Origin of the sequence: Micromonospora sp. S4605, from assembly GCF_003176715.1 — a bacterium.
In the GTDB taxonomy this organism is placed as follows: Bacteria; Actinomycetota; Actinomycetes; order Mycobacteriales; family Micromonosporaceae; genus Micromonospora; species Micromonospora echinaurantiaca.
The window spans coordinates 1-25,814 of record NZ_QGSW01000438.1; the positions used below are offsets into that span (position 1 = coordinate 1).

A 25,814-nucleotide genomic window follows, 5' to 3' on the forward strand; every position below is an offset into this window, starting at 1 on the left:
ACGAGTACCCGATCGGCGTGTACGTGCTGCCCAAGCACCTCGACGAGAAGGTCGCCCGCCTGCACCTGGACGCCCTCGGCGCCAAGCTGACCCAGCTCACCAAGGAACAGGCCGCCTACCTCGGCGTCTCCGTGGAGGGCCCGTTCAAGCCGGAGCACTACCGCTACTGATCCGACGCGTTCGACGACCGGGCCGGCCGCATCCGCGGCCGGCCCGGTTCGTCGTTCCGGCCGGCCGCTGGGCTCGGTCCCATGCCGAGGGCCCGGCTCGATCCCGTGGTGCCCGTGCGCGCCCGGCTCGACCCGCACCTGCCCGGCTCGACGCCGTGGTGCCCGTCCGTGCCCGGCTGGTCAGCGGGGGCCGCGGCGGGTCGGCCGGACCCACGTCCACACGCACCAGGCGAGCCAGGCCAGCGAGACGACGGTGGCGAGCATCCGCAGCCGCAGCGCGCTGAGCAGCAGCACCACGGCCAGCACCGCGAGCCACGGCCCGAACGCTCTCACGCCCGCCACCGGCCGCGCACCAGCCGCCGCACCAGCGCCGGGGCGATCCACGACCAGACGCAGAACAGCAGCCAGGCCAGCCCGAACAGCCCGGCGAGCAGGTCCAGCCCGGCCAGGTTGAGCAGCACGATCACGCCTACCGCGATCAGCCAGGTACGCAGGATGCCGAGCCGGTAGAGCGGGCGCAGCGGCAGCAGCAGCGGGTGGGTGTACACCCGGGACTCCCAGGCGGCGTCGGCGTAGTCGGCGTCGGTCGGGTCGTGCGCCACCGCCTGGCCGAACGACCGGTGCGCCGCGTCCACCCGGCCCCGCTGGGCGGCCGCGGCCCCGTGCAGCGCGAGCGCCACCGGGTGGCCGGGCCAGGCGCCGAGGAACTCCCGGGCCACCCGCTCGGCCTCCCGGTCATCGCCCCGGGCGTACGCCAGCTGGAAGCGGGAGGCGAACACCGGCGGCGCCTCCGGGGCCAGCGCGGCGGCCCGGGCGAGCAGCCGCTCCGCCTTGTCGGTCTGCCCCACCGCGCTGCACAGGTCGGCGTACTGGCAGAGCAGCCACGGGTTCTGCGGCTCGATCGCCAGCCCGTCGAGCAGCGCCCGCTCGGCCGGGGCGTACTCGTCGAGGTGGCGCAGGGCGAGACCGAGCCGGCCGAGCAGCTCCGCGTCCGGGCCGGTCTCGGCGAGGCCCTGCCGGGCGACCGTCGCGACCTCCGCCCAGCGGTCCAGTTCGGACAGCGCGGCGGCGCGCAGCCGGAACGCGGCAACGTTGCTGGCCAGCGCGGCCGGCAGCCGGCTCAGCTCGGCCAAGGCCTGCTCGGCCCGGTTCAGTTCCAGCAGCTGGGCGGCCCGGACGAACGCGGTGTCGGGGGCGCTCATGCGGCGGCGGCCAGTAGGGCGATCAGCAGGGCCTCGGCGCCGCCGAGCAGCAGCACCGCCGCGATGCCCGGCAGCCAGAGCGACGCCGGGTCGCCGCCGCGCAGCTGGTAAGCCCGGAACCGGCCCTTCTGGGTGGCCGAGACGACCAGCCAGACCAGGGCGCCGGCCAGCGCCCCGATCAGCCGGACGGGTCGGTTCGCCTCCCCGGCGAAGACCGCCAGGGTGATCCCGGTCCGGGCGACCAGGGCGGCCAGCCCGGCGCCGGCCACCGCCAGCCCGGCCCGCCGGGGCAGGCCCAACCGGGCGGCGTTGACCAGGGCGAGCAGGGTGACCGCGGTCGGGCCGCCGAAGACGGCGGGGAAGAGCAGCGACTGGGGACGCCACGGCGGGCGCTTCGGTTCGTACGCCGTCGGGGCGATGGTGGGGGTGAACAGGTCGTCGGCCACGGGTGGTCCTGTCTGCGATAGGGGTTGTCGACTATTGCCGGTCAATTAGGTGCACGTATGCGTTGGTGACTCTTAGAGAGTGGTGTCGGCGTGGGTGGTGCGTCGTGGCGGGGTGTAGATCGGGTGTCTGGCGACGTGGTGCAGTGGGGCGTGGCTGGAGCGGGTGAATGTCGTACCGGATGGTTAGTGTGCCCGGCATGGGGCACCGGGATCGGCCGAGCGTCATCCAGTCGTACCGGTTCGCCCTCTATCTGTCCCCGGTCCAGGAGCGGGCGTTGGTGGGCCATGCGGGTGCTGCCCGCAAGGCGTACAACTGGGGACTGAAGCGGATCAAGGCAGTGATGGATCAGCGAGCTGCCGAACGCAGCTACGGCATCCCCGAAGGTCAGCTCACCGCTACGATCAGTTGGTCTTTGCCGGCGTTGCGTCGGGCGTGGAATGTGGCGAAGCCTGTGGTGGCGCCGTGGTGGCGGGATTACTCGAAGGAGGCGTACAACACCGGTCTGGACGCCCTCGCCCGTGGGTTGAGGAACTGGGCCGACTCCCGCTCGGGTAAGCGGGCCGGCCGGCCGGTCGGTTTCCCCCGGTTCAAGTCCCGCCACCGTTCGACACCTGCGGTGCGGTTCACCACCGGCACCATCCGCATCGAACCCGACCGTAAGCACGTCACTCTGCCCCGCCTGGGCCGCTTGAAGCTGCACGAGTCGGCGCGCAAGCTGGCCCGCCGGGTAGAGGCCGGGACCGCCCGGATTCTGTCCGCCACGGTGCGTCGTGACGGCGGCCGGTGGTACGTCTCGTTCACCTGCGAGGTCGAGCGCGCCAAGTGCACACCCGCGTGTCCGGATGCGGCAGTCGGCGTCGACCTTGGGTTGCAACACCTAGCCGTGCTGTCCACCGGCGACGTGGTGCCGAACCCGGGACACCTCGATACGGCCATTGGGAAGCTACGCCGGATCAGCCGTGGGTTGTCCCGCAAGGTCGGCCCCGACCGACGCACCCGGCGCGATGCCTCGAAGCGGTGGTGTCGCAACCAAACAGTTCTGGGCCGGGCGCATGCCCGGGTGGCGAACCTGCGCCGCGATGGCCTGCACAAGCTCACCACCACCCTCGCCACCGGCTACGGCACGATCGTGGTGGAAGACCTCAACGTCGCCGGCATGCTGCGCAACCGCAGGCTAGCGCGGCGCATCAGCGACGCCGGTTTTGCCGAGATCCGCCGGCAACTGACCTACAAGACCCGGTGGTACGGCGGCCGCCTGCTGGTGGCCGACCGCTGGTATCCCTCGTCCAAGACTTGCTCGGGCTGCGGCACAGTGAAAACCAAGCTGGCCCTGTCCGAACGCACCTTCACCTGCACCACCTGCGGCCTCGTCCTGGACCGGGACGTCAACGCCGCACGCAATCTGGCCGCTCTGGCGGCCACCGTCGCCGGGAGTGGCTCGGAGACGCTAAACGGACGTGGAGCCGACCGTAAGACCCCGCACCCGGGGCCGGTGGCCGTGAAGCGTCTACCCGGCACCGCCACGGTGGGCAAGACCGGGACCGTCCCACCGCAAGGTAGGACATCCAATCATGTACTCACTTCAGCTACATGAGAGGAAACGGCAGGCCGGATACTGCCACACACAACAACCGGCCCGTGCGGGCGGACCCTGCGCCGCGTTAGCCGAGGCCGGGGAGGCCGCGCGCCGGAACGACGACGGTCACCGGCGGTTGTCGGGCAGCGTCGCCGGCCGCAGCGTGGGCGGGCCGGCCTGCGCCGGCACGGCCGTCGGCGACTCGCCGGGCACCGCCGGCCGGACGAACGACGAGGGCTCGGCGGCCGGCGGCAGCGCGGCGGCCGGCGAGGGCGCGGCGGATGCCGGGTCGGCCGGTGGGGTGGCCGGCCCGGGCAGCAGCTCCGGCCAGAGCGCCGCGGTGACCGCGCGTCCCCGGGCCAACCGCAGCCGCGCCCGGCGGTGCCGCTCACCGAGCACCGCCGCCAGGTAGACCGTCGCGGGCAGGCCGGGCGGCGGGGGCGGGGTGATCACCGCCGCCATCTCGGCCCACAGGCCGCGGGCCAGCCGGTCCCGCGCCGGCTCGGCCAGTTGGTGCACCCGGGCCAGGTACTGCCGCGCGGCCAGTGCCAGGCCGTCGTCCAGCCGGCTCAGGTCCAGCGTGTACGCCCAGCCGACCAGCGCCGGCACCGAGGTCGGCACCGGTCGCCAGATGGTCGCCGACCGGGTGTGCACCACCATCGTGCCGGCCACCAGGTCACCCAGCCGCCGGCCGTGCTTGTCGGTCAGCATCACCGTCACGCCGGCCACCCAGCTCAGCAGTGGCAGCACCAGGCCGGGCCACTCCACCGCGACGCCGACCAGCGCGCGGGTCAGCGACTGCCGGACCCCCACCGGGGCGCCGTCGGCGCTGACCACCCGCAGGCCGACGGCCATCTTGCCGGGCGTCCGGCCGTGGTTGAACCGTTCGAACAGCACCGGGTAGCCGACCAGCACGGCGACCAGCGCGATGGTGCCGAACGCGTTGCTCAGCGCCGCGTCCACCACGCGCATCGGCAGCGCCGCGAGCACGATGCCGACCAGCATGGCCAGGGCCATCGCGAGCAGCAGCTGGGTCAGCACGTCGAGCAGCAGTGCCAGCGCGCGGGAGCCGATCCGGGCGACCCGCACGTCCAGTGCCACGGCCTCTCCGCTGACCAGCCCGGCGTCACCCCAGCCCGGGGCCGGCGGTCGTGGTTGCGCGCTCACCCCGACAGTGAACACTATGATCCGCGAACGGGGGTGGGCGGTGGATCTCGACGCGTACGTCGCGGAGCACGGCGGGGAGTGGCGTCGGCTCGAGGTGCTGACCGGTCGGCGGCGGTTGGACGCCGACGAGATCGACGAGTTGGTCGTGCTCTACCAGCGGGCCGCCACCCAACTCTCGGTGCTGCGTAGCCGCTCGCCCGACCCGGCGCTGGTCGGTCAGCTCTCCCAGGTGGTGCTCCGGGCCCGGGCCCGGCTCACCGGGCGGCCCCGGCCGTCGTGGGCGGTGGTGGGCCGCTTCCTGCTGAGCGGCTTCCCCGGCGCGGTCTACCGGGCCTGGCCGTGGTGGTGCGGCGTGGCGACCGGGTTCACCCTGCTCAGCTTCTTCCTGATCTGGTTCGTGGCGGGCAACCCGGACACCGCGGCGGCGTTCATCGGCGAGCAGGCGGCCGCCGAACTGGTGGACTCCGGCTTCGCCGACTACTACACCGAGTACTCCGCGCCGACGTTCGCGGTCCAGCTGTGGACGCACAACGCCTGGGTGGCCGCCCGCTGCCTGGCCGCCGGGGTGCTCATCGTCCCGGTGCTCTACCTGCTGTGGGAGAACGCGTTGAACATCGGCGTCACCGGTGGGGTGATGGTCTCCTACGGCCGGGGTGACGTCTTCTTCGGCCTGATCACCCCGCACGGGCTGCTGGAGCTGACCGGGGTCTTCGTGGCTGCCGGCGTCGGCCTGCGGACCGGCTGGGCGTGGATCTCGCCGCCGGCCGGGCTGACCCGGGGGCAGTCGGTGGCCCGGGCGGGTCGCGAGGCCATCCTGGTCGCCGTCGGGCTGGTCGGGCTCTTCGCGGTCTCCGCCGTCATCGAGGCGTTCATCACCCCCGCGCCGGTGCCGATTCCCTTCCGCGTCGCCGCCGGCGCCGCCATCTGGCTGGCCTTCCTGGCGTACGTCCTCATCCTCGGCCCCCGCGCCACCACCCCCGTTGATCATGAGGTTAGCGGCGTTCTCGATCTCCAGGACCACCGCTAACCTCATGATCAACCGGCCACCCGTGGGCAGGGGTGAGGGTGAGTGGGGAGCGGGTCAGAGTTGGGCTTGGGATTTGAGGCGGAGGTAGGTGTCGGCGAGGGTGGGGGCGAGGCGGCCCGCGGGGGCGTCGACGACCAGGACGCCGTGCCGGGCCAGCGCGGTGCGGATCCGGTCCCGCTCGGCCAGCGCCCGCCAGCCGGCCGCCGCCGCGTAGGCGTCCCCGGGCCGGGCCGGTACGGCCGTGGTGAGCGCGGTCAGCACCGGGTCGTGGGTCGCCGCGATCAGCACCCGGTGCCGGGCGGCCAGCCGGGGCAGCACCGGTAGCAGCCCCAAGCTCAGCGCACCGGCCTCCAGCGCGGTGAAGAGCACCACCAGGCTGCGCTGCCGCTGCCGTCGCAACAGCTCGCCAGCGATCAGGTCGAAGTCCGTCTCCACCAGCGCCGGTTGCAGCGGGGCCAGCGCGTGCACCAGCCGGGGCAGCAGGGCCGGCCGCCCGGTCCCGGTCACCGTGGCCCGTACGGCGGTGTCGGCGGCGAGCAGGTCGACCCGGTCACCGGCGCGCGCGGCGAGGGCGGTGAGCAGCAGCGCCGCGTCGATCGCGGTGTCCAGCCGGGGTTCGTCACCGACCCGGATCGCCGAGGTGCGGCCGGTGTCCAGCACGCAGACCAGCCGCCGGTCCCGCTCCGGCCGCCAGGTGCGCACCAGCACGTCGGCCCGGCGGGCGCTGGCCCGCCAGTCGATCGAGCGGACGTCGTCGCCGACCACGTACTCGCGCAGGGTGTCGAACTCGGTGCCCTGGCCGCGGCCGCGGGTGACCTGGGTGCCGTCGATGACCCGGAGCCGGGACAGCTTCTCCGGCAGGTGCCGGCGGGAGTCGAAGCGGGGCAGTACGCGCAGCGTCCACGGCGGCGTGGCCGGGCGCTCCGAGCGCTGCCGGAATCCGAGCCCCAGCGGACCGAGGGAGCGGACGGTCAACGCCACCGCCGGCCGGTCACCGCGACGGGTGGGGGTGAGCCGGCTGGGCAGCGCGACGGACCGGCCGGGTTCCACCCGTACCGGCCGGGTCGGCGGGACGTCCGGCCGGGCGCCGGCCGACGGCACCCAGGCGTCGCGGACCTGGGCGCGCAGCGTACGGCCGGAGGTGTTGCCCAGGTGCAGCACGACGGTGGCGGTGCCGCCGAGCCGGACCGCGCGGTCCCCGTCCCGGGTGGCGGTCACCGCGCTCGGCGGCGCCGCCAGCGCCCGGTCCAACACGACCAGGAGCAGCACCGCACCGGTCATCACCAGCACCCCGGCGAGCGGCGACGGCCAGGCCGGCAGGGTCAGCGCACCGGCCGCCAGCAGGAGCGCCGCCCGCCAGGTCATCGCGGAGTCGGCACGGTGGCCAGCACCGTGTCCAGCACCGCGTCCACGCTCACGCCCTCCAGCTCGACCTCCGGCCGCAGCCGCAGCCGGTGCCGCAGGGTGGGCCGGGCGACCGCCTTGACGTCGTCCGGCACCACGTGGTCCCGCCCGGCCAGCCAGGCCCACGCCTTGGCGGTGCCGAGCAGGGCGGTCGCGCCCCGGGGGGAGGCGCCCAGCTCCAGCGCCGGGGTGGCCCGGGTGGCCCGGCACAGGTCGACCAGGTAACCGAGCAGCGGCTCGGCCACGTGCACCCGGCCCACCGCCGCCCGCGCCGCGGCCAGGTCGGCCGCCCCGGCCACCGGTCGTACGCCGGCGGCGGACAGATCGCGGGGGTCGAAGCCGGCGTGGTGCGCGCGCAGCACGCCCAGCTCCTCCTCCCGGCTGGGCAGCGGCACGGTGAGCTTGAGCAGGAACCGGTCCAGCTGCGCCTCGGGCAGCGGGTAGGTGCCCTCGTACTCGATCGGGTTCTGGGTGGCGGCGACGATGAACGGCTCCGGCAGTGGCCGCCGGTCGCCCTCCACCGAGACCTGCCGCTCCTCCATCACCTCCAGCAGCGCCGACTGGGTCTTCGGCGGCGTCCGGTTGATCTCGTCGGCGAGCAGCAGGTTGGTGAAGACCGGCCCCTCCCGGAAGGTGAACGCGGCGGTGTGCGGGTCGAAGATCAGCGACCCGGTGACGTCGCCGGGCATCAGGTCGGGGGTGAACTGCACCCGCTTCGAGGTCAGGTCCAGTGCGGTGGCCACGGTGCGGATGAGCAGCGTCTTGGCCACCCCGGGTACCCCCTCCAGCAGCACGTGGCCGCGGCAGAGCAGGGCGATCACCAGGCCGGTGACGACCGCGTCCTGCCCGACGACCGCCTTGGCCACCTCGGCGCGCAGCCGGTGCAGGGCGGCTCGGGCGTCGTCCGGGTCGGCGAGCTGCGGCTCGGCGGTTCCGGCGGGTCGGGTCACCGCGGTTCTCCTTCGGTTCGGTTCGGCAGTGGCACGTCGGGGGAGGCCGGCGGTGCCACCGTACGGGTCACCCCGTCCAGCGCGCGCGCCAGCTCCAGCAGGTCCTGGTCGGTTTCCGGCGCGCCGCCGTACAGCAGCTCCTCGGTCGTGGCCGGGTCGGTGCCGGTGCGGGCGGCGACGGCGCCGGCGACGTGGTCCGGCGCCGCGTCCGCCGGCAGGTTCAGCCGGGGAAGCAGCCGGGTCAGGGCGGCCTCCCGCAGGGTCCGGGCGGCTGCCTCGCGCGCCCCGGAGCTTTGGTAGAGCCGGGCCCGGCCGAGGACCGTCTCGGCGGAGCGGACGGTCACCGGCAGCGGCTCCGCCGTCGGCGGGCCGAGCCGGCGGGCCCGCCAGAGCGCCAGGAACAGCACCGCCAGCGCGAGCTGGGCCAGCAACGCCCAGAACCAGGGCGGGAAGGCGGCCCAGAGCGGGTTCGGCGGATCCTCCCGCCCGGCGGCGTCGCTGTCGCCGTCACCGGAGCCGGACTGGTCGCCCCCGCCCGGCCCGCCGGGCGAGCCGGGTTCTCCGGGGCCGCCCCGGCCGTCACCGGTGCCCGTGCCGTCCCCGTCGCCGCTGCCGTCGCCGGTCCCGGTGCCCGGGTCGCCCTCGGTGGCGGGCGCCCGGGACGGGCGGCCGGTGCCGGTGGCCGGCGGCGGCTCGGCCTCGGCCAGGTCGAGCCAGACCACCCGGCCGGTGACCCCGAGCAGACCGGTGGCGAAGGCGAGGTTGTCCCACTCGGCGATCCGGTCGTTGCGGAACGGGTCGCTGGCACCGACCGCCACCTGCTCGACCGCCCCGGGCACCCGGGCCAGCGCGCCGGCGAAGCAGAACTGGACCTGGTCCGGGCGGTAGCCGCCGGCGGTGTAGCGCTGCAGGCCGACGGCCGCCGTGCCGACCCCGGCCAGCTCGGGCAGCTGGCAGGGCAGCCCGCCGGCCGCCGGGCCGAGCGCCTGCGCCGCCCAGCGACGCTCGCCGGGCAGCAGCGGCAGCCCGGCGGAGATCAGCACCGGGCGGGCCGGGTCGACCAGGACCAGCCGGGTCCGGGCCGGCAGCCGGTCCAGCGCCCGGACGGTTTCCCGGCGCAGCAGCGCCGGCGCGGGGACGAAGAGCGTGGCCGGCGCGGACCGGACGGCCGCCAGCGCCGCCGGGGTGGTGGTCTCCCGCTGCACGTCGACCCCGCGTTCCCGCAGCGCGGCGGTGAGCCGGCTGCCCCCGTGCTCGCCGGTCGCCACCGGGGAGAGGAAGCCGGCGTCCGGATCGGGCTGGTCGACGGCGTGGGTGACCAGGGTGGTGGTGAGCAGCAGCGCGGCCAGCCCGAGCGGGATCGCGATCCGGTGCCACCGCCGACGCCGACGCCGCCCGCCGCGCCCTTTGGCGGTCGTCGTGGCCCCGGTCCGCGCACCGGTCGTCGTCGTGGTCGCGGTCACGGCCGGTCCTCCCGCTCGGCCGGCTCGGCCAGCGCCCGGTGCAGGTCGCCGGCGTACTCCCGCATCCGGCGGTCGTGCTCGGCGGTGGCGGGGCGCTCGGCGTACCAGAGTTCGGAGAAGATCGCGCCGGCCGCGCGTAGCGGCGGGCCGGCCGGCGGGTGGTGGTCACTCGCCGCGGCGATCACCTCGGTGACGGTCATTCCGGAGCGCACCCGCACCATCCGGCGGATGACCAGTTCGCGGAGCATCCCGCGCAGCCGTTCGCGGACCGCCTCGGCGTAGCGGCCCTCGGCGGCCAGCCGGTCGGCCAGGGACAGGTGGACGGCGGCCGGTGGCTCGTCGGCCGGCTCCCGGGCGGCCGGCACGGCCGGCGCGGCGGCGGTCGTCGGGCGCGGGCGCTCCCGGCGTGCCTTCCGGCGGCGCAGCCGGGGCAACCGGCGGGGCACCCAGGCCGGGTAGGTGTACCAGGCGACGGCGACCGTCGCCGCCGCGAGCACCAGCAGCAGCGCGGCCAGCGGCAGCGGTACGCGGTCGCCGAGGGACGCGGTGGTCTCGGTCCACCACCGGCTGAAACTCATCGCAGGGCCGCCAGCAGCGCGGCGTCCGGCGTGCCGGCCGGTGCCCGGGCGAGCAGGATGTCCAGCCCCTCGGTGCGGATCCGGGTTTCCAGGTGGACCACCGCGTCCAGGCAGGCGATGGCCGGATACGCGACGCTGTTCACGCCCGCCCAGATGAGCAGCGAGACCGGGATCTGCCACGTCTCGGGCAGCAGGTCGAGCCCGTCCAGCCCGTAGTAGACGCCCACCCCGAGGCCGACCCGGACCAGCCACCAGGCGAGGTAGCCGAGCAGCCGGACGGCGCCGGCCCGGCCCCCGGCGCGGACCGCCAGCGTGGCCGAGCGCAGCGGGGCGCGCAGCGGGTGGACCCGGTCCACGACCAGCGCCGGGGTCACCGCGCCGAGCAGGGCGAAACCGATGAGCCAGGTGGGCCCGAGCAGGGCGGCGGTGGTCATCACCGCCCCGACCACCGGCACCAGGAGCAGGGTCGCTCCCCAACGCGCCCCGGCGGGCCGGAGCAGTTCCCGGGCGCCGGCCCGGCGGCCGAGCAGCGCCGCCCCGGCGGCCCGCGCGGCGGGATTGCCGAGCACCATGATGATCATCGCCTCGGTCGCCGCGCCGATGACCAGCAGCAGCCAGTACCAGCCGAACCGGCCGAACTCGGCGAACCAGACGGGCTGGTCGGTGCCGGCCGCCAGGCGTACCGGCAGGAGCAGCAACTGCTCGCCGGCGGCCAGCAGCGCGGCGACCGGGACCAGCACCCGGGCGTGGTCGCGCAGCAGCAGGACCGCCGAGTCGAGCAGCTCACCGACGGTGAGCGGACGACGCGGGAGCACGGCGGTCGGGCCGGCGTCGGGCACGCGTACTCCTGACGGGACGAACGGTGGTGGCGCGTGAGGGCGCACGCGGGGATCATGGTGTCACGCGCGGTCCGCCGAGGTGGACCCGCACGCCGGGCGGTGTCGTCCGGGGGCCGGTTGCTGGGCGACGGCGTCCCGCGGCAGTACCGTGCCGGGTGACGTGGATCCCACCGAACTGAACGGGGATGGAAAATTAATCCCATGAGAGCCCGGGTACTGGTGGTCGACGACGACCCAGCGCTCGCCGAGATGCTCGGCATCGTCCTGCGCAGCGAGGGTTTCCTGCCCTCGTTCGTGGCCGACGGGGAGCGGGCCTTGGCCGCCTTCCGCGACAATCGGCCAGACATCGTGCTGCTCGACCTGATGCTGCCCGGTATGAGTGGTATTGACGTCGCACGGTCGATCCGCGCCGAATCGGGCGTTCCGATCGTCATGCTGACCGCCAAGAGCGACACCGTCGACGTGGTCCTCGGCCTGGAGTCCGGCGCCGACGACTACGTGGTCAAGCCGTTCAAGCCCAAGGAACTGGTCGCCCGGATGCGAGCCCGGCTGCGCCGCGGCGAGGACGTCGCCCCGGAGATGCTGACCATCGGGCCGCCCGGCAACCAGATCACCATCGACGTCCCGGCGCACACGGTGAGCCGCAACGGCGAGGAGGTGAAGCTCACCCCGCTGGAGTTCGACCTGCTGGTCGCGCTGGCCCGCAAGCCGCGCCAGGTGTTCACCCGCGAGGTGCTGCTGGAGCAGGTCTGGGGCTACCGGCACGCGGCGGACACCCGGCTGGTCAACGTGCACGTGCAGCGGCTGCGTGCCAAGATCGAGCCGGATCCCGAGCGGCCGGAAATCATCCTCACGGTTCGCGGCGTGGGCTACAAGGCGGGGACCGGATAGCCTGGTCCTACTGTGGTCACCTCCCCGGTCCAGGACTCCCCGTCAGCAGCTCCCCGCCGCCGTGGCGCCGCGTGGGAGCTGTGGCGTGGGCTCGCCGCCCGCGGTGCCCGGCTGCTCGCCGGGCTGCACCAGACCTGGCGGCGCTCGTTGCAGCTGCGGGTGGTGACCATCACCCTGGTGGCCTCCAGCCTGCTGGTGGGCGGGTTCGCGTACGTGATCGCCAACAAGATCACCGACATCCTGCTGGAGAACGCGGTCACCGACGCGCGGCTGCGGCTGACCAGCGGGGCGGACTACACCGCCAAGCAGGTCTCGCTCTTCAGCCAGCCGCAGGAGGCCCAGCTCCAGAACACCATCGAGGGCACCGTCAACTACCTGGCCGGCGGTGACCCGCAGCAGACCAGCGGTGTGGTGGTGGCGATCACCGCCGACGACCACCCCGGCATCCTGCAGACCCGCAGCTCGCCGGCGATCGACGTCCGGCCGCTGATCAGCCCGGAGCTGCGGGCCGCCGTCGGCGACGGCAACGTGGCCAAGCAGATCCGCACCGGCACGCTCACCGGCGAGCGCACGAAGTACCTGGTGTACGGCTCGCCGGTGCCGACCGACTTCGGCCAGATCGAGATCTACTACTTCGTACCGCTGGCCCGGCAGGACGCCGCCGCCGCCGACGCCCGGACCACCGTGGCGGCCACCGGGGTCGCCCTGGTGCTGCTGCTCGGGCTGCTGGCCGCGCTGGTCACCCGGCTGGTGGTGACCCCGGTCCGGGTGGCTGCCCGGACCGCGCAGCGGCTCTCCGCCGGGCTGCTCGACCAGCGGATGGCGGTCAACGGCGAGGACGACCTGGCGCTGCTCGCCGCCTCCTTCAACCAGATGGCCACGAACCTGCAACGGCAGATCCTCCGGCTGGAGGAGATGTCCCGGTTGCAGCGCCGCTTCACCTCGGACGTGTCACACGAGCTGCGCACGCCGCTGACCACGGTCCGGATGGCGGCCGACCTGATCTTCGCGGAGCGCGACGAGTTCGACCCGGCGGTCGCCCGCAGCGCCGAGCTGCTCCAGGCCGAGCTGGACCGGTTCGAGGAACTGCTCACCGACCTGCTGGAGATCAGCCGCTTCGACGCCGGCTTCGCCATGCTCGATGCCGAGCCGACCGACCTGGTGCCGGTGGTGCACCGGGTCGCCGACCGGCTGGCCGGGCTGGCCGAGCGGGTCGGGGTGGCCATCGAGCTGGACGTGCCGACCGCCCCGGTGATCGCCGAGGTGGATCCGCGCCGGGTCGAGCGGGTGCTGCGCAACCTGGTCGGCAACGCCGTCGAGCACGGCGAGGGCAAGCCGGTGGTGATCACCCTGGGCGCGGACGAGACAGCGGTGGCGATCACCGTCCGCGACCGCGGGGTGGGGCTCAAGCCGGGCGAGGAGAAGCTGGTCTTCAACCGGTTCTGGCGGGCCGACCCGTCCCGGGCGCGGCAGACCGGCGGTACCGGGCTCGGGCTGTCGATCAGCCTGGAGGACGCCCGGCTGCACGGCGGCTGGCTGGAGGCGTGGGGCGCGCCGGGGCAGGGCGCCCAGTTCCGGCTCACCCTGCCGGCCCGCGCCGGTGACCGGCTCACCACCTCCCCGCTGCGGCTGGTGCCGGCCGACGCGGCCCTGCCGTTCGGCGGTCCGCGCGACGGCGGGCTGCTGGCCATCGGCCCGGGCGCCGGGGGCACGCTGGCGATCACGCCGGCGTCGGCCGGTGACGGGCCGGCCGGGGAGCGGGCGGAGGCGCGGTCGTGAGGCGGGCCCGGTTGACCGGCGTCGCCGGCGTCGCACTGCTCGCCCTCGGGTTGACCGGCTGCGGCATCCCGGCCAGCACCGACGTCGAGGTGGAACGCCGGGTCACCACGGCCGAGGCCGGGTCCGTCAGCGGCGGCAGTGTGCAGCCGCCGACCCGGGCGGCCGCCGGGAGCAACGCGCAGACGTTCGTGAACAACTTCCTGGCCGCCGCCGCGGGCGAGCCGGACCGCGCGTACGAGCGGGTGAAGGAGTACATCGACCCGCGGCAGCACCACCGCCTCCAGGAGCGGCAGGGCAGCGAGATCACCCTCACCGTGGTGCGGCTGACCGACGACCCGGTGATCACCCCCGACGTCGACAGCACGAAGGTGACCATCAACGTCCAGCAGGTCGGCGTGCTGCGGGCGAACGGCACGCTGGTGTCCCCGGTGGCCACCGAGCGGAGTTACGAGTTCAAGCTGGTCAGCGCGGCCCTCCCGGGGCAGGGCGACGTCGAGCAGGCCGGCCTGTACGTGCAGGACCCGCCGAACGTGCTGCTGCTCAGCGACGTGGCGCTGGCGCAGTACTACAAGGAGTCCTCGGTCTACTTCTGGAGTTCCGACCGCGCCCGACTGGTGCCCGACCTGCGCTACCTGCCCGAGGCGGTGCCGGAGGAGCGGCAGGTGACCGAGGTGGTCCGGTGGCTGATCGGCGGCCCGTCCGACTGGCTGCGCACGGCGGTCGTCCCGCTGCCGGACCGCACCGAGCTGATCAACAACGCCACCGGGAGCGCCGACCGGTGGGAGGTCAACCTGGCGCTGCCCGCCAACGACGAGGAGCGGCTGGACCAGTTCGCCACCCAGCTCGCCTGGTCGCTGCCGAACCTCGACGGCCAGGTGGAACTGAAGGTGCAGAACCAGTCCCGCCGGGTGGTCGACCTGGCCGGCCAGCGGCGGGCCAACCCGGTCTACGAGCTGGCGCAGAACCCGCACCGGTTCTGCGTGTACGACGGCGCGGTGCACCCGCTCGCGGTGGTGGGGGATCCCGGGACCGTGCCGCTGGCCGAGGAGGACAACCGCAACGTGCTGTCGGCCAACTTCGACCGGATCCACGACCGGACGCTGGCCGCGCTGGTGGTCACCGGTTCGGACAAGCGGCAGCGGCTGGCCGTCGGCAGCGGCACCGCCCCGCTGACCGACCTGCGTAAGGGGCCCGCGCACAACGCGATGGGCCGGCCGGTCTGGCTGCGTACGCTCGACCCGCTGAAGCCGCGCGGGCTGGTGGTGGCCGACGGGAACCTCCACCTCTTCGAGGTCGACCGGGACGTGCGGATGAGCAGGGTGCAGCTCAACGGCGTGACCGGGGCGGTCACCGCCGTGGCGGCGTCGCTGGACGGCCAGCGGATCGCGCTCATCGTCGGCGGCGGGCTCTACGTGGCCGCCGTCGACCTGGACGACGACAGCGTCACCGTCGGGCCGACGCGGAAGGTGTTCACCTCGCTGACCGCGCTCTCGGCGGTCGACTGGGCCGGTGAGGACCGGCTGGTGGTGGGCGGTTCGGCCGACCGACCGGCGGTCTACGACGTCAGCATCGACGGCGCCCGGCAGACCCCGCTGCAGGAGAAGCTGGGCGCCAAGGTGACCCACCTGGCGGCGTACCCGGTCAACCCGGCGGCACCGCAGCCCAGCGCGGTGATGTACGAGGCCAACGGGGTGTCCTACAGCGGGTCGTCGCGGATCCAGTCGGATCAGGTGCTCAACGTCAGCCCGGAGCCGACCGGCGACCGGTCCGGCAACCCGACCGCGCCCTTCTTCCTCTTCTGATCCCGGTGCGGGACGTCGGCGCGCTCTGGGCGGACCTCGCCGACCTGGTGCTGCCCGCCGACTGCGCGGGCTGCCGGGCACACCGGCCCGGCCTGCGGCACGGGGTGTGCCCGGAGTGCGCCGGGCTGTTGCAGGCGCTGCGACCCCGCCCGGCGCGGCCCACGCCCGCCCCGGCGGGCCTGCCGCCCTGCGTCGCCCTCGGCCCGTACGCCGGGCCGCTGCGGGAGACGCTGCTGGCGTACAAGGAGCACGGCCGGCACGGGCTGGCCCGGCCGCTGGGCGGACTGCTCGCCGAGGTGGTGGCGACCGCGCTCGGCGGGGCGCGCCCGGTGACGCTGGTGCCGGTGCCGGACACCGCGGCGGCGGCCCGGGCCCGCTACGGCGACCACCTCGACCGGCTGGCCCGGCACTGCGCGCACCGGCTGCGGCGGGCCGGCTGGCCGGTGCGGGTCTCCCGCCCGCTGCGCGCCCTGCCCCGCCCGGACTCGGTGACGCTGGACAGCGCGGGCCGGGCGGCGGCGGCCGAATCGGCGTTCCGGCTGCGCGGCCGGGTGGCACCGGTGCCGCCGGGCGCCGCGGTGGTGGTGCTGGACGACATCGTCACCACCGGCGCGACGATCGCCGCGGTGAGCCGGGCGCTGGCCGCGTCCGGCCGGTCACCCACGGTAGCGGCGGTGCTCGCGGCGACCGAGAAACGGCAACAGTCGTAACCCTTCGTGTTTCCGTTTCACCCGATGGTGTACGAGCTGTGAAAATTTCTGAGCCGTCTCGGCAACCAGGGGTGACTGTGCCCTGAACAGGAGTTAGCGTTTGGCTGTCGGGGGTAGGAGGTCATTCCCACCCGCCCCCGGCGGTGAAAGGAGGCGTAGCCGTATCGACCGGTCGACGCCGAGTGGGGCCTCCCCGGGGCGTGCGACCGGATGCCGGATCGAACGACCATCCGAGCAAGGAGGTCACGTGGACATCGTGGTCAAGGGCCGGAACGTCGAAGTTCCCGACCATTACCGGGTGCACGTCGCGGAGAAACTCGCGAAGATCGAACGCTACGATCACAAACTCATTCGGGTCGATGTGGAGCTGTTCCACGAGCGCAACCCGCGTCAGGCGGACCACTGCCAGCGAGTGGAGATAACCTGCGTCTCGCGTGGCCCGGTGATCCGGGCCGAGGCCTGCACGAACGACTTCTACAGCGCGCTCGACGCGGCGATCGCCAAGCTCGACACCCGGTTGCGCCGGGCGGCCGACCGCCGCCGCGTCCACCGGGGCCGGCACGCGCCGCTCTCCGTGGCCGCAGCCACCGCCGGCCTGCCCGTGGCGGACCTCGACGCGCCGCCGCTGTCGGCGCCGGTGAACGGCGCCAGCGCGGCCACCGCCACCGCGGTCGCGGAACGGGTCGACGCCGAGGACGAGTACGACGACCAGCCCTGGCACATCGCGCGGGAGAAGGTGCACCCCGCCGAGCCGATGACCGTCGACGACGCGCTGTTCCAGATGGAACTCGTCGGCCACGACTTCTACCTGTTCCAGGACAAGGAGTCCGGCCGGCCGAGCGTCGTCTACCGTCGGCACGCCTACGACTACGGGATCATCTCGCTGGCCATCTGACGGGTCGAGCGCCGTCGTGGTGGCGGCACCGACCGCCACCACGACCGGCCACCCGGACGGCCTCGCGGGTCGGGTGCGCCACCGGCGACCGTGCGGGTCAGCGCAGTTCGTCCGGCAGCAGGCCGAAGACCAGGTCGTCGATCCGCGTCCCGGCCAGCCCGGGCAGCCGCCCGCGGAGCAGCCCCTCGCGGCGGAAGCCGACCTTCTCCAGCACCCGGTGCGAGGCGATGTTGTCGGGCATGGTGCCGGCGGTCAGCCGGGCGATCCCGACCGGCCCGAACGCCCAGCCGGCGAGCAGCCGGACCGCCCGGGTGGCGAGACCACGGCCGCGCGCCACCGGCAGCAGCGCGTAGCCGAGGCTCGCCTCGCCCGCCGGCAGGTCGGTGTACGACAGCCCGCAACTGCCGAGCGGCTCGCCGGTGGCCGCGTCGACGATCAGCAGCCGCGCGATGGCGCCGGTCAGCCAGCCGCTCTCGGCCAGCCGGCAGCGCCGCTCGATCGCGTCCCGGGCGGGCGGCACCGGTGGTGCCTGGTTCGCCACCACCTCCGGCAGCGTGTGCAGCCGGAACATCAGGTCCGCGTCGTCCGGGGCCAGCCGGCGCAGGGTCACCACGCCGTCGGTGAGCCGGCCGTCGGGCAGGTCGGGCAGCGGGCGCGGGGCCGGTCCGGGCGGGTCGCCGGCGAGGCGTACCCAGGCGAGCAGGTCGTGCCGGCCGCCGCCGCGGACCGGGCTGGCGTCCCGGCGTACGCCCTCGGGGCGGAAGCCGGCGGCCAGCGCGACCCGCTGGCTGACGGTGTTCTCCTCGTGGGTGAACAGTTCCAGCCGGGCGGTCCCGGTGGCGAACGCGTGCTCCGCCAGCGCCCGGGTCGCCGCGGTGGCCACGCCCCGCCCGCGCGCCCACGGCGCCACCCAGTAGCCGATCTCGGCCTCGCTCCGGTAGGGCACCGGGTGGCTCAGCCCGACCGCGCCGAGCAGCCGGTCGGTATCCGGGTCCGCCACCACGTAGGCGGCCCCGCCGCTGGCCCAGGCCGCGGGCGCCCCCTCGGTGACCCACCACCGGGCGTCCGCCTCGGTGTACGGCGACGGCAGGCCGGAGAGGAAGCGCTGGATCAACGGGTCGGCGCAGGCGGCGGCGGTGTCGGCGACGTCGTCCGCGCGGTTCTCCCGCAACCGCACCCCGTACGCCTCGATGACCTTCGGCGTCACGTCAGGTCCTCGGCGAGCAGCCCGGCGACCCACACGTCCTGCCGCTCGCCGCGGTGGTTGACCCCGCCGCGGGCGGTGCCCTCGAAGGTGAAGCCGGCCTTCTCGGCGACCCGGCGGGAGCCGGTGTTGCCCACGTTGGCCCGCCACTCGATCCGGGCCAGGCCGAGCGTGGCGAAGCCCCAGGCGCAGAGCGCGGCGAGCGCGGCCGGCTGGTAGCCCCGGCCCCGGGCGTGCGGCGCGGTCATGAAGCCGACGTCGGCGACCAGCGGGTCGGCCGGCGAGATCCGCAGGTCGATCGAACCGGCGTACCGGTCGTCGGCGTCGGCGATCGCGTACGTCGCCCCGGTGCCACCCGCCCAGGCCGCCTCGGCGACGTCCCGGCGGAACCCCTCGGCGTGCTCGCGCTGGTACGGGTCGGGCACGGTGGTCCAGCGGACCGTCTCCGGGTCCTGGCAGGTGGCCACGATCGCGTCCAGGTCGCGCTCCTCCAGCGGGCGCAGCCGCAGCTCGGTGGCGCCGGCGGTGGCGAAGAGGACCGGCTGTGGGCGGCCGAAGACAGCGGCCCGCCGGGCCTCCAGGGTGCCCGGTCCGGCGGGGCCGGTGCTGCCGGCGGCCGGCACCTCGCCGGGCAGCAGCGAGCCGATCCAGCCCTGGTTGCCGCCCTCCGGCGCCGGGTCGGCCAGCCGGAGCCGCCCCTCGACGCGGAACCCGGCGCGCAGCGCCACCAGCCGGGACGCGTGGTTGCCGACCTCGGCCTGCCAGATCAGCCGGCGCAGCTTGAGGCTGTCGAAGGCCCACCGGGCAACCGCCCGGGCGGCCCGGACGGTGACCCCGCGGCCGCGGGCCCAGGGGGCGACCCAGTAGCCGATCTCGCCGGAGCCCAGGCCGGTGTCGATGGAGACCAGCCCGCACGAGCCGAGCAGCTCGCCGGTGGCCGCGTCGCAGACCGCGAACGGGGCGCCCCGGCCGGCCGCCCAGTCGCCCGGGGCCACCTCGGTGACGAACGCGCGGGCGTGTTCGGGCCGGTACGGCCGCGGTACGGTGGTCCAGCGCTGGATGTCCGGATCCTGGCAAGCCCGGTGCACGGCGTCGGCGTCGGTGGCCTGCCACGGGCGCAGCACCAGGCCGTCTTCGGTGATCTCCACGGGTTCCACCGGGTCATCGTGCCGGATCGTTCGCGGACGGCGTAACGGATAATCGCGGCACCGGCGGATCGGCTGCGTGTTATGTCGTTTTCGCCGGGCCGGACCGCCGCCACCAGTGACCATCGCCCCGATGGAGCGCCTACGATGGTTCGAGACTGTCTAGGGGAGCGTTGATCCGTGTCGATTCTGGAAAAGGTCCTCCGCGCGGGCGAGGGCCGTATGGTGCGCCGGCTCAAGGCCATCGCCGCCGCCGTCAACTCGATCGAGGACGACTACGTCAACCTCACCGACGAGGAACTGCGCGACATGACCGTGCAGTTCAAGGAGCGGCTGGCCGACGGCGAGACCCTCGACGACCTGCTGCCCGAGGCCTTCGCGGTGTGCCGCGAGGCGGCCGCCCGGGTGCTCGGCCAGCGCCCGTACGACGTCCAGGTGATGGGCGGCGCGGCGCTGCACTTCGGCAACATCGCCGAGATGAAGACCGGTGAGGGCAAGACCCTGACCTCGGTCATGCCGGTCTACCTGAACGCGCTCTCCGGCGAGGGCGTGCACGTGGTCACGGTCAACGACTACCTGGCCCAGCGCGACGCCGCCTGGATGGGCCGGGTGCACGAGTTCCTCGGCCTCACCGTCGGCGTGGTGCTGCCCAACCGGCCGGCCAGCGAGCACCGGGCCGCGTACGAGTGCGACATCACCTACGGCACCAACAACGAGTTCGGCTTCGACTACCTGCGCGACAACATGGCCTGGTCGCGGGAGGAGCTGGTCCAGCGCGGGCACAACTTCGCGGTGGTCGACGAGGTCGACTCGATCCTGATCGACGAGGCCCGGACCCCGCTGATCATCTCCGGCCCGGCCGAGCACTCCGCCCGCTGGTACGGCGAGTTCGCCGCGGTGGTGGCCCGGCTCCAGCCCGGCAAGGACGGCGAGGGCGACTACGAGGTCGACTACGCCAAGCGGACCATCGCGGTCACCGAGCGCGGCGTGGCCAAGGTCGAGGACCGGCTCGGCATCGACAACCTGTACGAGTCGGTGAACACCCCGCTGGTCGGCTACCTCAACAACGCGATCAAGGCCAAGGAGCTCTACAAGCGCGACAAGGACTACATCGTCAGCGACGGCGAGGTCCTGATCGTCGACGAGTTCACCGGCCGCATCCTGCACGGCCGCCGCTACAACGAGGGCATGCACCAGGCGATCGAGGCCAAGGAGGGGGTGGAGATCAAGCAGGAGAACCAGACCCTGGCCACCATCACCCTCCAGAACTACTTCCGCCTCTACGAGAAGCTCTCCGGCATGACCGGTACCGCCCAGACCGAGGCGGGCGAGTTCAACAAGGTCTACAAGGTCGGCGTGGTGACCATCCCGACCCACCGGCCGATGATCCGGCAGGACCGCCCGGACGTCATCTACAAGACCGAGAAGGCCAAGTTCAACGCCGTGGTGGAGGACATCGCCGAGCGGCACGAGGCCGGGCAGCCGGTGCTGGTGGGCACCGTCTCGGTGGAGAACTCCGAGATCCTCTCCCAGCTGCTGCGCCGCCGCGGCATCCCGCACTCGGTGCTGAACGCCAAGTTCCACGCCCGGGAGGCCGAGATCGTCGCCCAGGCCGGGCGCAAGGGCGCGGTCACCGTGGCCACCAACATGGCCGGCCGGGGCACCGACATCCTGCTCGGCGGCAACCCCGAGTTCCTCGCCGCGAGCGAGCTGCGCCAGCGCGGCCTCGACCCGATCGAGCACGAGGAGGAGTACGCCAAGGCGATGGAGGAGGTCCTGCCCAAGTGGAAGCAGGCCTGCGACGCCGAGGCGGAGGAGGTGGCCGCCGCCGGTGGCCTCTACGTGCTGGGCACCGAGCGGCACGAGTCCCGGCGGATCGACAACCAGCTGCGCGGCCGCTCCGGCCGGCAGGGTGACCCGGGCGAGTCCCGGTTCTACCTCTCCCTGCAGGACGAGCTGATGAAGCGGTTCCGCTCCGGCGCGGTCGAGGCGGTCATGGACCGCTTCAACATCCCGGAGGACGTGCCGATCGAGTCGAAGATGGTCACTCGGCAGATCAAGAACGCGCAGGCCCAGATCGAGGGCCAGAACGCCGAGATCCGCAAGAACGTCCTGAAGTACGACGAGGTGCTGAACAAGCAGCGCCAGGTGATCTACGCCGAGCGCCTCCGGGTGCTCAACGGCGAGGACCTCTCCGACCAGGTCCGCAACATGATCGACGACGTCGTCGAGGCGTACGTGCAGGGGGCCACCGCCGAGGGCTACGGCGAGGACTGGGACCTCGAGCAGCTCTGGTCCAGCCTCAAGCAGCTCTACCCGGTCGGCATCACGATCGAGGAGCTGGAGGAGGAGGCCGGCGGCTCGCGGGCCGGCATGGACGCCGACTTCCTGATGTCCCGCCTCAAGGAGGACGCGCACGCCGCGTACGACCGGCGGGAGGAGCAGCTCGGCGAGGAGGCGGTACGCCAGCTCGAGCGGATGGTGCTGCTCCAGGTCATCGACCGCAAGTGGCGTGAGCACCTCTACGAGATGGACTACCTGCAGGAGGGCATCAACCTGCGGGCGTACGCCCAGCGCGACCCGGTGATCGAGTACCAGCGCGAGGGCTTCGACATGTTCGCCACCATGATGGACGGCATCAAGGAGGAGACGGTCGGCTTCCTCTACAACCTGGAGGTCCAGGTCGCCGAGCCGGAGCCGGAGGTTGAAGAGGTCAAGCTGCTCGACAAGCCGGTGGAGATCCGGGCCAAGGGCCTGAACCGGGCGCCGCAGCAGCAGGGCCTGCAGTACTCCGCGCCGACCATCGACGGCGAGGCGGGCCGCGGCTCGGTGGCCGTCGAGCAGGCCGACGAGCAGGCCCCGGCGCTGGGCATCGGACGCGGGGCGAAGGCCGCCCCGGCGGGCCCGGGCACCACCGCGCCGAACGCCCCGCAGCGCCCGACCAGCGGGCTGCGTGGCCCGGCCGTGGCGTCGAACGCGGCCCGGCGGGCGGCTCCCGGGCAGGCGGAGGCGAGCAACGGCCCGTCCCGCAACGCGCCCTGCCCGTGCGGCTCCGGCCGTAAGTACAAGCGCTGCCACGGCGCCCCCAACGGCGGCGCCTGATCCGACGCTCGCACCGACGGGCCCCGGCCGACCCTGGCCGGGGCCCGTCGGCGTTTCCAGGTCGCAGGTGGTGTGGGCGGCCGCGGCGGAGCGGCCCTGCTCGCTGACCATCCGGCCAGCTCGCGCCCGTGCCGGGCGGGCCGTGCGAAGAGCTGGAGACCCGGGACGCCCACCGACCGAGCCAGGTGGACGCCCCGGGCGGCCCAGAAGCGGGCCGGGCCGGCGGGCCCCACAGCCCGGACCCGACGACACCGGATGATCCACACGGTGTGCGGCATGTCGCGGTCTCCGGCCGCGAACAAGCCGCGGCATGCCGCATCCGGAGTGGATCAACCTGTCGCCGTCCGCGGCCCGGACTGGTCGCCGTGCGTTGCCCGGCCTGGTCGCCGTCCGCCGGCCCGGCCGGGCGCCGCGCGCCGCCAGGTGGGCTCGGATGTCAGAGGACCTGGAGGGCGGTGCAGAGCCAGGTGCCCCGGCGGTGTTCCAGGCGCAGCGCCATCGCCCAGGTGTGGCCGCTGCCGCCGGCCAGCACCGCGGCCACCTCGACCGCCGCGGCCCGGGGTTCGCAGACCCGCAGCCGGCGCAACCGCACCGCGGGCCGGGTGGACCGGCGGCGCACCGGGCCGGTCCGCGTGCCGGCCCGCGCCAGCTCGGGCAGCAGCTCGGCGGCCCGGCCCGGGTCGAGCAGCGGCCGGAGCTGGCCGGGCGGGCGGTAGCCGTTGAGCACCTCGAGGCAGGTGCCGACGAAGCGGTGGGCGGCCCGGGTCGCCTCCGGCGTGGTGGTCACCAGGGCGCCGGGTGGCAGCGGGCCGGAGGTGCGCCGGCCCGGTCGGGCAGGGGTGGGCCCGGCCCGTAGTCGCCGGTCCGGCGGACGGCTCGGCTGTCGGCGAGCCGCCTCGAACAGGTCGAGGGCGAGCTGGCCGTCGCCGGGCAGCGGCCAGCGGCTGCCGTCCTCGTCGGCGAAGGGCGGCTCGAAGGAGGGCGCGGGTCGCAGTCGCACGGGCGGCCGGGACGGGCCGGGTCGGCGGGAGTCGGTCATCGCGCTGCCCCCTGATCCTTACGTTTGCCTTCGTTTGCCTCCGAACGGGGTCCATTCTTGGGCATGGCAGAGCCCGCGGTCAATGGCTCAGGGCGCCGGCCGGGTCACTCCGGGTCGCGGTCGGCGAGCGGGTTGCTGCGTACCCACTCGGCGGTCTCCGCGTACTTGCGCTGGATGTACTCCTCCAGTTGGGCGCGCTCCACGCGCCACTGGCCACGCCCCCCGATCTTGATCGCGGGCAGTTCGCCGCTGCGCACCATGTGGTAGACCTGCGAATCCGACACGTTGAGTTCGGCGGCCACGTCGGAGAGGAGCAGGAACCTCGGCTCCACGGAAACTCCCGGGGTTGGGGACGTTTGGCTCAGTTTGCCATCACCCGCCGACGCCGCCCAACGTCCGACCGGCCGCCCGGCGACGTCCGGGCCGGGACACACCGGGGCGGAACTTCCACCGGCGAGGTGCGAGGTGTATGACGGTCACGGCGTACGGCATGATCGGCGCCCGGGCCGGTGCACGCCGGCGGAGGATCTCAGCAGGGAGACACCGGTGACCGACGACCTTGTCCGGGTGTACGTGCCGGCGACCGTCCCGATCCTGGCCCGGCTTCGTGAGCAGGGGCTCAGCGCGGAGCGGGCGCACGCCGTGACCCCGGCCCTGCGGGAGTGGTACGCCGAGGGCGACGAGGAGGAGCTGGAGTACGTCGCCTTCACCCGGGCCGCCCAGGACGCGTTGCAGCTGCTGCGGACCGACCCGGACGCGCCCCGCCGCCGGGTGGTGGTCTCGGCCGACCTGCCGGCAGCCGCGGTCGGGCGCGGCGACGGCGAGCTGGGGTCGAGCGCGGTGGAGCTGACCCGGCCGGTGCCGATCGACGCCGTCGCCGCGATCCACGTGGACGGGTCGGAGGCGGTCGAGGACGTGGCCGCCGCCGCGGAGGTGGTCGCCGAGGCGCTCGCCGGTGACCCGGACGCCCAGTTCACCGTCGACGGTGCCGAGGACCACGAGCTGGAGTGGTACGACGTCACCGAGCTGGAGCTGCTGCTCCGTACCGCCAGCTGACGCCGGCCGGGCTCAGCGCTCGGTGCCCGCCACCGGCTCCGGGTCGTCGTCGCCGGCCGGGCCGAGCGTCCGGCCGAACGCGATCAGCGCGGTCAGCGCGCCCACGAAGAGCACCCAGATGCCGTTGTCCACCCGCGAGGTGCCCAGCGACGTCTGGGCCACCGCGTCCGCCTCGCTGAGCGCGGCGGCCAGGTCGAGCAGGGAGCGCCCACCGACCCGGATGATCACCTCGGCGACCAGCAGCAGCAGGCCCGGGCCGGCCCCGGCCACCAGGTACGCCGGCCAGCGCAGCGCCGGGGCGTCCGGGTTCCGCCGGATGGCCCGCCGGCGCGCCCAGGCCAGGTAGCCGAAGGCGAGCAGCCCGGCCACCACCCCGGCGAGCAGCGACTCGGTACGCGACACCCACTTGGCCGCGTTGACCAGCGACTCCTGGGTGTCCCCGGCGCCGAAGAGGTCGAAGAGCGGATCCCGGGCCCGGCTGAACGCCACCACGAAGACCAGGGTGCCGAGCGCGGCGGCCACCACGGCGCCGACGGTCGGTGCGCTGCGGGCGCCGGCGACGGCCCCGCCGATGATCGCCGCCGCCGCGCTGGTGCCGGCGATCACGTTGGTGGTCGCGTTGTCGGCGTAGGTCAGGTTGATCGCGAACGCGGCGGCGAGCCCGATGAGCAGGCCGGCGCCGGTCGCCGCGAGGAAGCGCAACGTGGCCCGCTCGCCGACCCGGTGGCCGAGCAGGTCGACCCCGGAGAGGGCGAAGGCGGCCCCGGCGACCAGCGCGGCGGAGATCACCCCGGGCAGGGCGAAGGCGGAGAGGCTGATCGCGGTGACCCCGGCGGCCGCCGAGTTGATCGCCTCGCGGGTCGACCAGAGCATGGCGGCCAGCCACCCCAGCGCCAGCAGCGCGAGCAGCGCCGCCCCCGGTACGGGCACCGGCCCGCTCCCGGTGGCGGGCTCGTCGTCGGTGGACGCGTCCCGCTCGGCGGCGTCGTCGCCGGTCGCGCTCGGCCGGTCCGCTCCGGTCGCCTGCTGGGCGGCGGCGGTCTTCGACCCGGTCGCGTTCGCCCGGTCCGCTCCGGTCGCTTGCTGGCCGGCGGCGGTCTTCGACCCGGTCCCGGTGCCGGATTCAGCAGCCGCGTCGGGGTCACCGGTCGCGCCCGCCCGGTCCGCTCCGGTCGCCTGCTGGGCGGCGGCGGCCTCCGACCCGGTGGTGCCGGAGTCAGCAGCCGCGTCGCGGTCGCCGGCCACCGGCTGGTCGAACTCCGCGGCCGCGGAGCCGCCGGGCTGCTTGGTCATCGTCTCCCCTTCGAGGCGGGCCGGCATCCGGGCGGTCGGCCGGGCCGGGGCAGGCAGGTCACCGGCACCCCAGCG

General features: G+C 74.4%; 24 protein-coding genes. 10 read left to right on the forward strand and 14 right to left on the reverse strand.

Going from position 1 to position 25,814, the window contains the following annotated elements; translation table 11 throughout:
- Window positions 1–170 (forward strand): adenosylhomocysteinase (locus DLJ47_RS33490; RefSeq protein ID WP_146228265.1); only part of this gene is annotated, 170 nt, incomplete at its 5' end.
- Window positions 171–350: 180 nt separating this feature from the next.
- On the opposite strand, the gene DLJ47_RS36510 is transcribed toward DLJ47_RS33490, so the two are convergent.
- Genes DLJ47_RS36510 through DLJ47_RS33500 form a run of 3 tightly spaced genes read right to left on the reverse strand, consistent with a single transcriptional unit; the run spans window position 351 to window position 1,818 of the window.
- A complete protein-coding gene (locus DLJ47_RS36510; protein ID WP_199236109.1) occupies window positions 351–503 on the reverse strand; it encodes a hypothetical protein in 153 nt (50 codons plus the stop codon).
- A complete protein-coding gene (locus DLJ47_RS33495; protein ID WP_109906140.1) occupies window positions 500–1,372 on the reverse strand; it encodes a tetratricopeptide repeat protein in 873 nt (290 codons plus the stop codon). The genes DLJ47_RS36510 and DLJ47_RS33495 overlap by 4 nt, the downstream gene beginning before the upstream one ends.
- A complete protein-coding gene (locus DLJ47_RS33500; RefSeq protein WP_109906142.1) occupies window positions 1,369–1,818 on the reverse strand; it encodes a hypothetical protein in 450 nt (149 codons plus the stop codon). Before DLJ47_RS33500 ends, DLJ47_RS33495 begins: the two co-directional genes overlap by 4 nt.
- Before the next feature lie 197 nt (window positions 1,819–2,015).
- Here DLJ47_RS33500 and tnpB point away from each other — a divergent pair, with 197 nt between their 5' ends.
- Window positions 2,016–3,413, forward strand: a complete 1,398-nt coding sequence (gene tnpB, locus DLJ47_RS33505; protein ID WP_109906174.1) for an IS607 family element RNA-guided endonuclease TnpB — start codon at window positions 2,016–2,018, stop codon at window positions 3,411–3,413.
- A 108-nt stretch (window positions 3,414–3,521) separates the two neighbouring features.
- Here tnpB and DLJ47_RS37695 read toward each other — a convergent pair whose 3' ends face one another.
- On the reverse strand, window positions 3,522–4,562 hold the full coding sequence (locus DLJ47_RS37695) for an RDD family protein (protein ID WP_274703372.1): 1,041 nt from the start codon (window positions 4,560–4,562) through the stop codon (window positions 3,522–3,524).
- Between the two features lie 16 nt (window positions 4,563–4,578).
- Between DLJ47_RS37695 and DLJ47_RS33515 the strand changes: the two genes are divergently transcribed.
- On the forward strand, window positions 4,579–5,589 hold the full coding sequence (locus tag DLJ47_RS33515; protein ID WP_233258160.1) for a stage II sporulation protein M: 1,011 nt from the start codon (window positions 4,579–4,581) through the stop codon (window positions 5,587–5,589).
- A gap of 54 nt (window positions 5,590–5,643) precedes the next feature.
- Here DLJ47_RS33515 and DLJ47_RS33520 read toward each other — a convergent pair whose 3' ends face one another.
- From DLJ47_RS33520 to DLJ47_RS33540, 5 genes are read right to left on the reverse strand one after another with little or no spacing between them, the layout of a single operon-like run.
- Window positions 5,644–6,954, reverse strand: a complete 1,311-nt coding sequence (locus DLJ47_RS33520; protein WP_109906146.1) for a DUF58 domain-containing protein — start codon at window positions 6,952–6,954, stop codon at window positions 5,644–5,646.
- On the reverse strand, window positions 6,951–7,880 hold the full coding sequence (locus DLJ47_RS33525; RefSeq protein ID WP_446723637.1) for an AAA family ATPase: 930 nt from the start codon (window positions 7,878–7,880) through the stop codon (window positions 6,951–6,953). Before DLJ47_RS33525 ends, DLJ47_RS33520 begins: the two co-directional genes overlap by 4 nt.
- Before the next feature lie 59 nt (window positions 7,881–7,939).
- A complete protein-coding gene (locus tag DLJ47_RS33530; protein ID WP_199236110.1) occupies window positions 7,940–9,406 on the reverse strand; it encodes a DUF4350 domain-containing protein in 1,467 nt (488 codons plus the stop codon).
- Window positions 9,403–9,984: a DUF4129 domain-containing protein gene (locus DLJ47_RS33535; RefSeq protein WP_109906150.1), complete on the reverse strand. Its 582-nt coding sequence runs from the start codon at window positions 9,982–9,984 to the stop codon at window positions 9,403–9,405. The genes DLJ47_RS33530 and DLJ47_RS33535 overlap by 4 nt, the downstream gene beginning before the upstream one ends.
- A complete protein-coding gene (locus tag DLJ47_RS33540) occupies window positions 9,981–10,823 on the reverse strand; it encodes a hypothetical protein (RefSeq protein ID WP_109906152.1) in 843 nt (280 codons plus the stop codon). Before DLJ47_RS33540 ends, DLJ47_RS33535 begins: the two co-directional genes overlap by 4 nt.
- A 201-nt stretch (window positions 10,824–11,024) precedes the next feature.
- Here DLJ47_RS33540 and mtrA point away from each other — a divergent pair, with 201 nt between their 5' ends.
- From mtrA to hpf, 5 genes are all read left to right on the forward strand, one after another.
- Entirely contained in the window at window positions 11,025–11,714 is a 690-nt protein-coding gene (gene mtrA, locus DLJ47_RS33545) for an MtrAB system response regulator MtrA (RefSeq protein ID WP_109906154.1), read from the forward strand.
- Between the two features lie 12 nt (window positions 11,715–11,726).
- Entirely contained in the window at window positions 11,727–13,493 is a 1,767-nt protein-coding gene (gene mtrB / locus DLJ47_RS33550) for an MtrAB system histidine kinase MtrB (RefSeq protein ID WP_109906156.1), read from the forward strand.
- The gene (locus tag DLJ47_RS33555; RefSeq protein ID WP_109906158.1) at window positions 13,490–15,295 is read left to right on the forward strand and encodes an LpqB family beta-propeller domain-containing protein; all 1,806 of its coding nucleotides are present in this window, start codon (window positions 13,490–13,492) and stop codon (window positions 15,293–15,295) included. The genes mtrB and DLJ47_RS33555 overlap by 4 nt, the downstream gene beginning before the upstream one ends.
- A 5-nt stretch (window positions 15,296–15,300) precedes the next feature.
- Window positions 15,301–16,005: a ComF family protein gene (locus DLJ47_RS33560; RefSeq protein WP_109906160.1), complete on the forward strand. Its 705-nt coding sequence runs from the start codon at window positions 15,301–15,303 to the stop codon at window positions 16,003–16,005.
- A 247-nt stretch (window positions 16,006–16,252) separates the two neighbouring features.
- Window positions 16,253–16,900, forward strand: coding sequence for a ribosome hibernation-promoting factor, HPF/YfiA family (gene hpf / locus DLJ47_RS33565; protein ID WP_109906162.1), 648 nt, complete (start codon window positions 16,253–16,255; stop codon window positions 16,898–16,900).
- 97 nt (window positions 16,901–16,997) lie between these two features.
- Here hpf and DLJ47_RS33570 read toward each other — a convergent pair whose 3' ends face one another.
- Window positions 16,998–18,107 (reverse strand): GNAT family N-acetyltransferase, encoded by a 1,110-nt coding sequence (locus DLJ47_RS33570; RefSeq protein WP_109906164.1) that lies wholly within the window; start codon window positions 18,105–18,107, stop codon window positions 16,998–17,000.
- Complete coding sequence (locus DLJ47_RS33575; RefSeq protein ID WP_109906166.1) at window positions 18,104–19,261, reverse strand: GNAT family N-acetyltransferase; 1,158 nt, start codon at window positions 19,259–19,261, stop codon at window positions 18,104–18,106. Before DLJ47_RS33575 ends, DLJ47_RS33570 begins: the two co-directional genes overlap by 4 nt.
- Before the next feature lie 168 nt (window positions 19,262–19,429).
- Between DLJ47_RS33575 and secA the strand changes: the two genes are divergently transcribed.
- Window positions 19,430–22,351, forward strand: a complete 2,922-nt coding sequence (gene secA, locus DLJ47_RS33580; protein WP_109906168.1) for a preprotein translocase subunit SecA — start codon at window positions 19,430–19,432, stop codon at window positions 22,349–22,351.
- 436 nt (window positions 22,352–22,787) lie between these two features.
- On the opposite strand, the gene DLJ47_RS33585 is transcribed toward secA, so the two are convergent.
- Entirely contained in the window at window positions 22,788–23,390 is a 603-nt protein-coding gene (locus tag DLJ47_RS33585; RefSeq protein ID WP_109906170.1) for an Rv3235 family protein, read from the reverse strand.
- Window positions 23,391–23,494: 104 nt separating this feature from the next.
- The gene (locus DLJ47_RS33590; RefSeq protein ID WP_088995866.1) at window positions 23,495–23,722 is read right to left on the reverse strand and encodes a helix-turn-helix transcriptional regulator; all 228 of its coding nucleotides are present in this window, start codon (window positions 23,720–23,722) and stop codon (window positions 23,495–23,497) included.
- A gap of 214 nt (window positions 23,723–23,936) precedes the next feature.
- On the opposite strand from DLJ47_RS33590, the gene DLJ47_RS33595 reads away from it, so the two are divergent.
- Window positions 23,937–24,446: a DUF6912 family protein gene (locus tag DLJ47_RS33595; protein ID WP_109906172.1), complete on the forward strand. Its 510-nt coding sequence runs from the start codon at window positions 23,937–23,939 to the stop codon at window positions 24,444–24,446.
- 12 nt (window positions 24,447–24,458) lie between these two features.
- Here the strand turns inward: DLJ47_RS33595 and DLJ47_RS33600 are convergent, their stop codons facing one another.
- On the reverse strand, window positions 24,459–25,739 hold the full coding sequence (locus DLJ47_RS33600) for a hypothetical protein (RefSeq protein ID WP_446723638.1): 1,281 nt from the start codon (window positions 25,737–25,739) through the stop codon (window positions 24,459–24,461).
- Window positions 25,740–25,814: the final 75 nt, after the last annotated feature.

Excerpts from the sequence above, each read along its gene's own strand:
- DLJ47_RS33600 (WP_446723638.1), bottom strand. The coding sequence starts at position 25,739 with ATGACCAAGCAGCCCGGCGGCTCCGCGGCCGCGGAGTTCGACCAGCCG.
- DLJ47_RS33585 (WP_109906170.1), bottom strand. The coding sequence starts at position 23,390 with ATGACCGACTCCCGCCGACCCGGCCCGTCCCGGCCGCCCGTGCGACTG.
- DLJ47_RS33535 (WP_109906150.1), bottom strand. The coding sequence starts at position 9,984 with ATGAGTTTCAGCCGGTGGTGGACCGAGACCACCGCGTCCCTCGGCGAC.
- DLJ47_RS33515 (WP_233258160.1), top strand. The coding sequence starts at position 4,579 with ATGATCCGCGAACGGGGGTGGGCGGTGGATCTCGACGCGTACGTCGCG.
- mtrA (WP_109906154.1), top strand. The coding sequence starts at position 11,025 with ATGAGAGCCCGGGTACTGGTGGTCGACGACGACCCAGCGCTCGCCGAG.
- DLJ47_RS33495 (WP_109906140.1), bottom strand. The coding sequence starts at position 1,372 with ATGAGCGCCCCCGACACCGCGTTCGTCCGGGCCGCCCAGCTGCTGGAA.
- tnpB (WP_109906174.1), top strand. The coding sequence starts at position 2,016 with ATGGGGCACCGGGATCGGCCGAGCGTCATCCAGTCGTACCGGTTCGCC.
- DLJ47_RS33520 (WP_109906146.1), bottom strand. The coding sequence starts at position 6,954 with ATGACCTGGCGGGCGGCGCTCCTGCTGGCGGCCGGTGCGCTGACCCTG.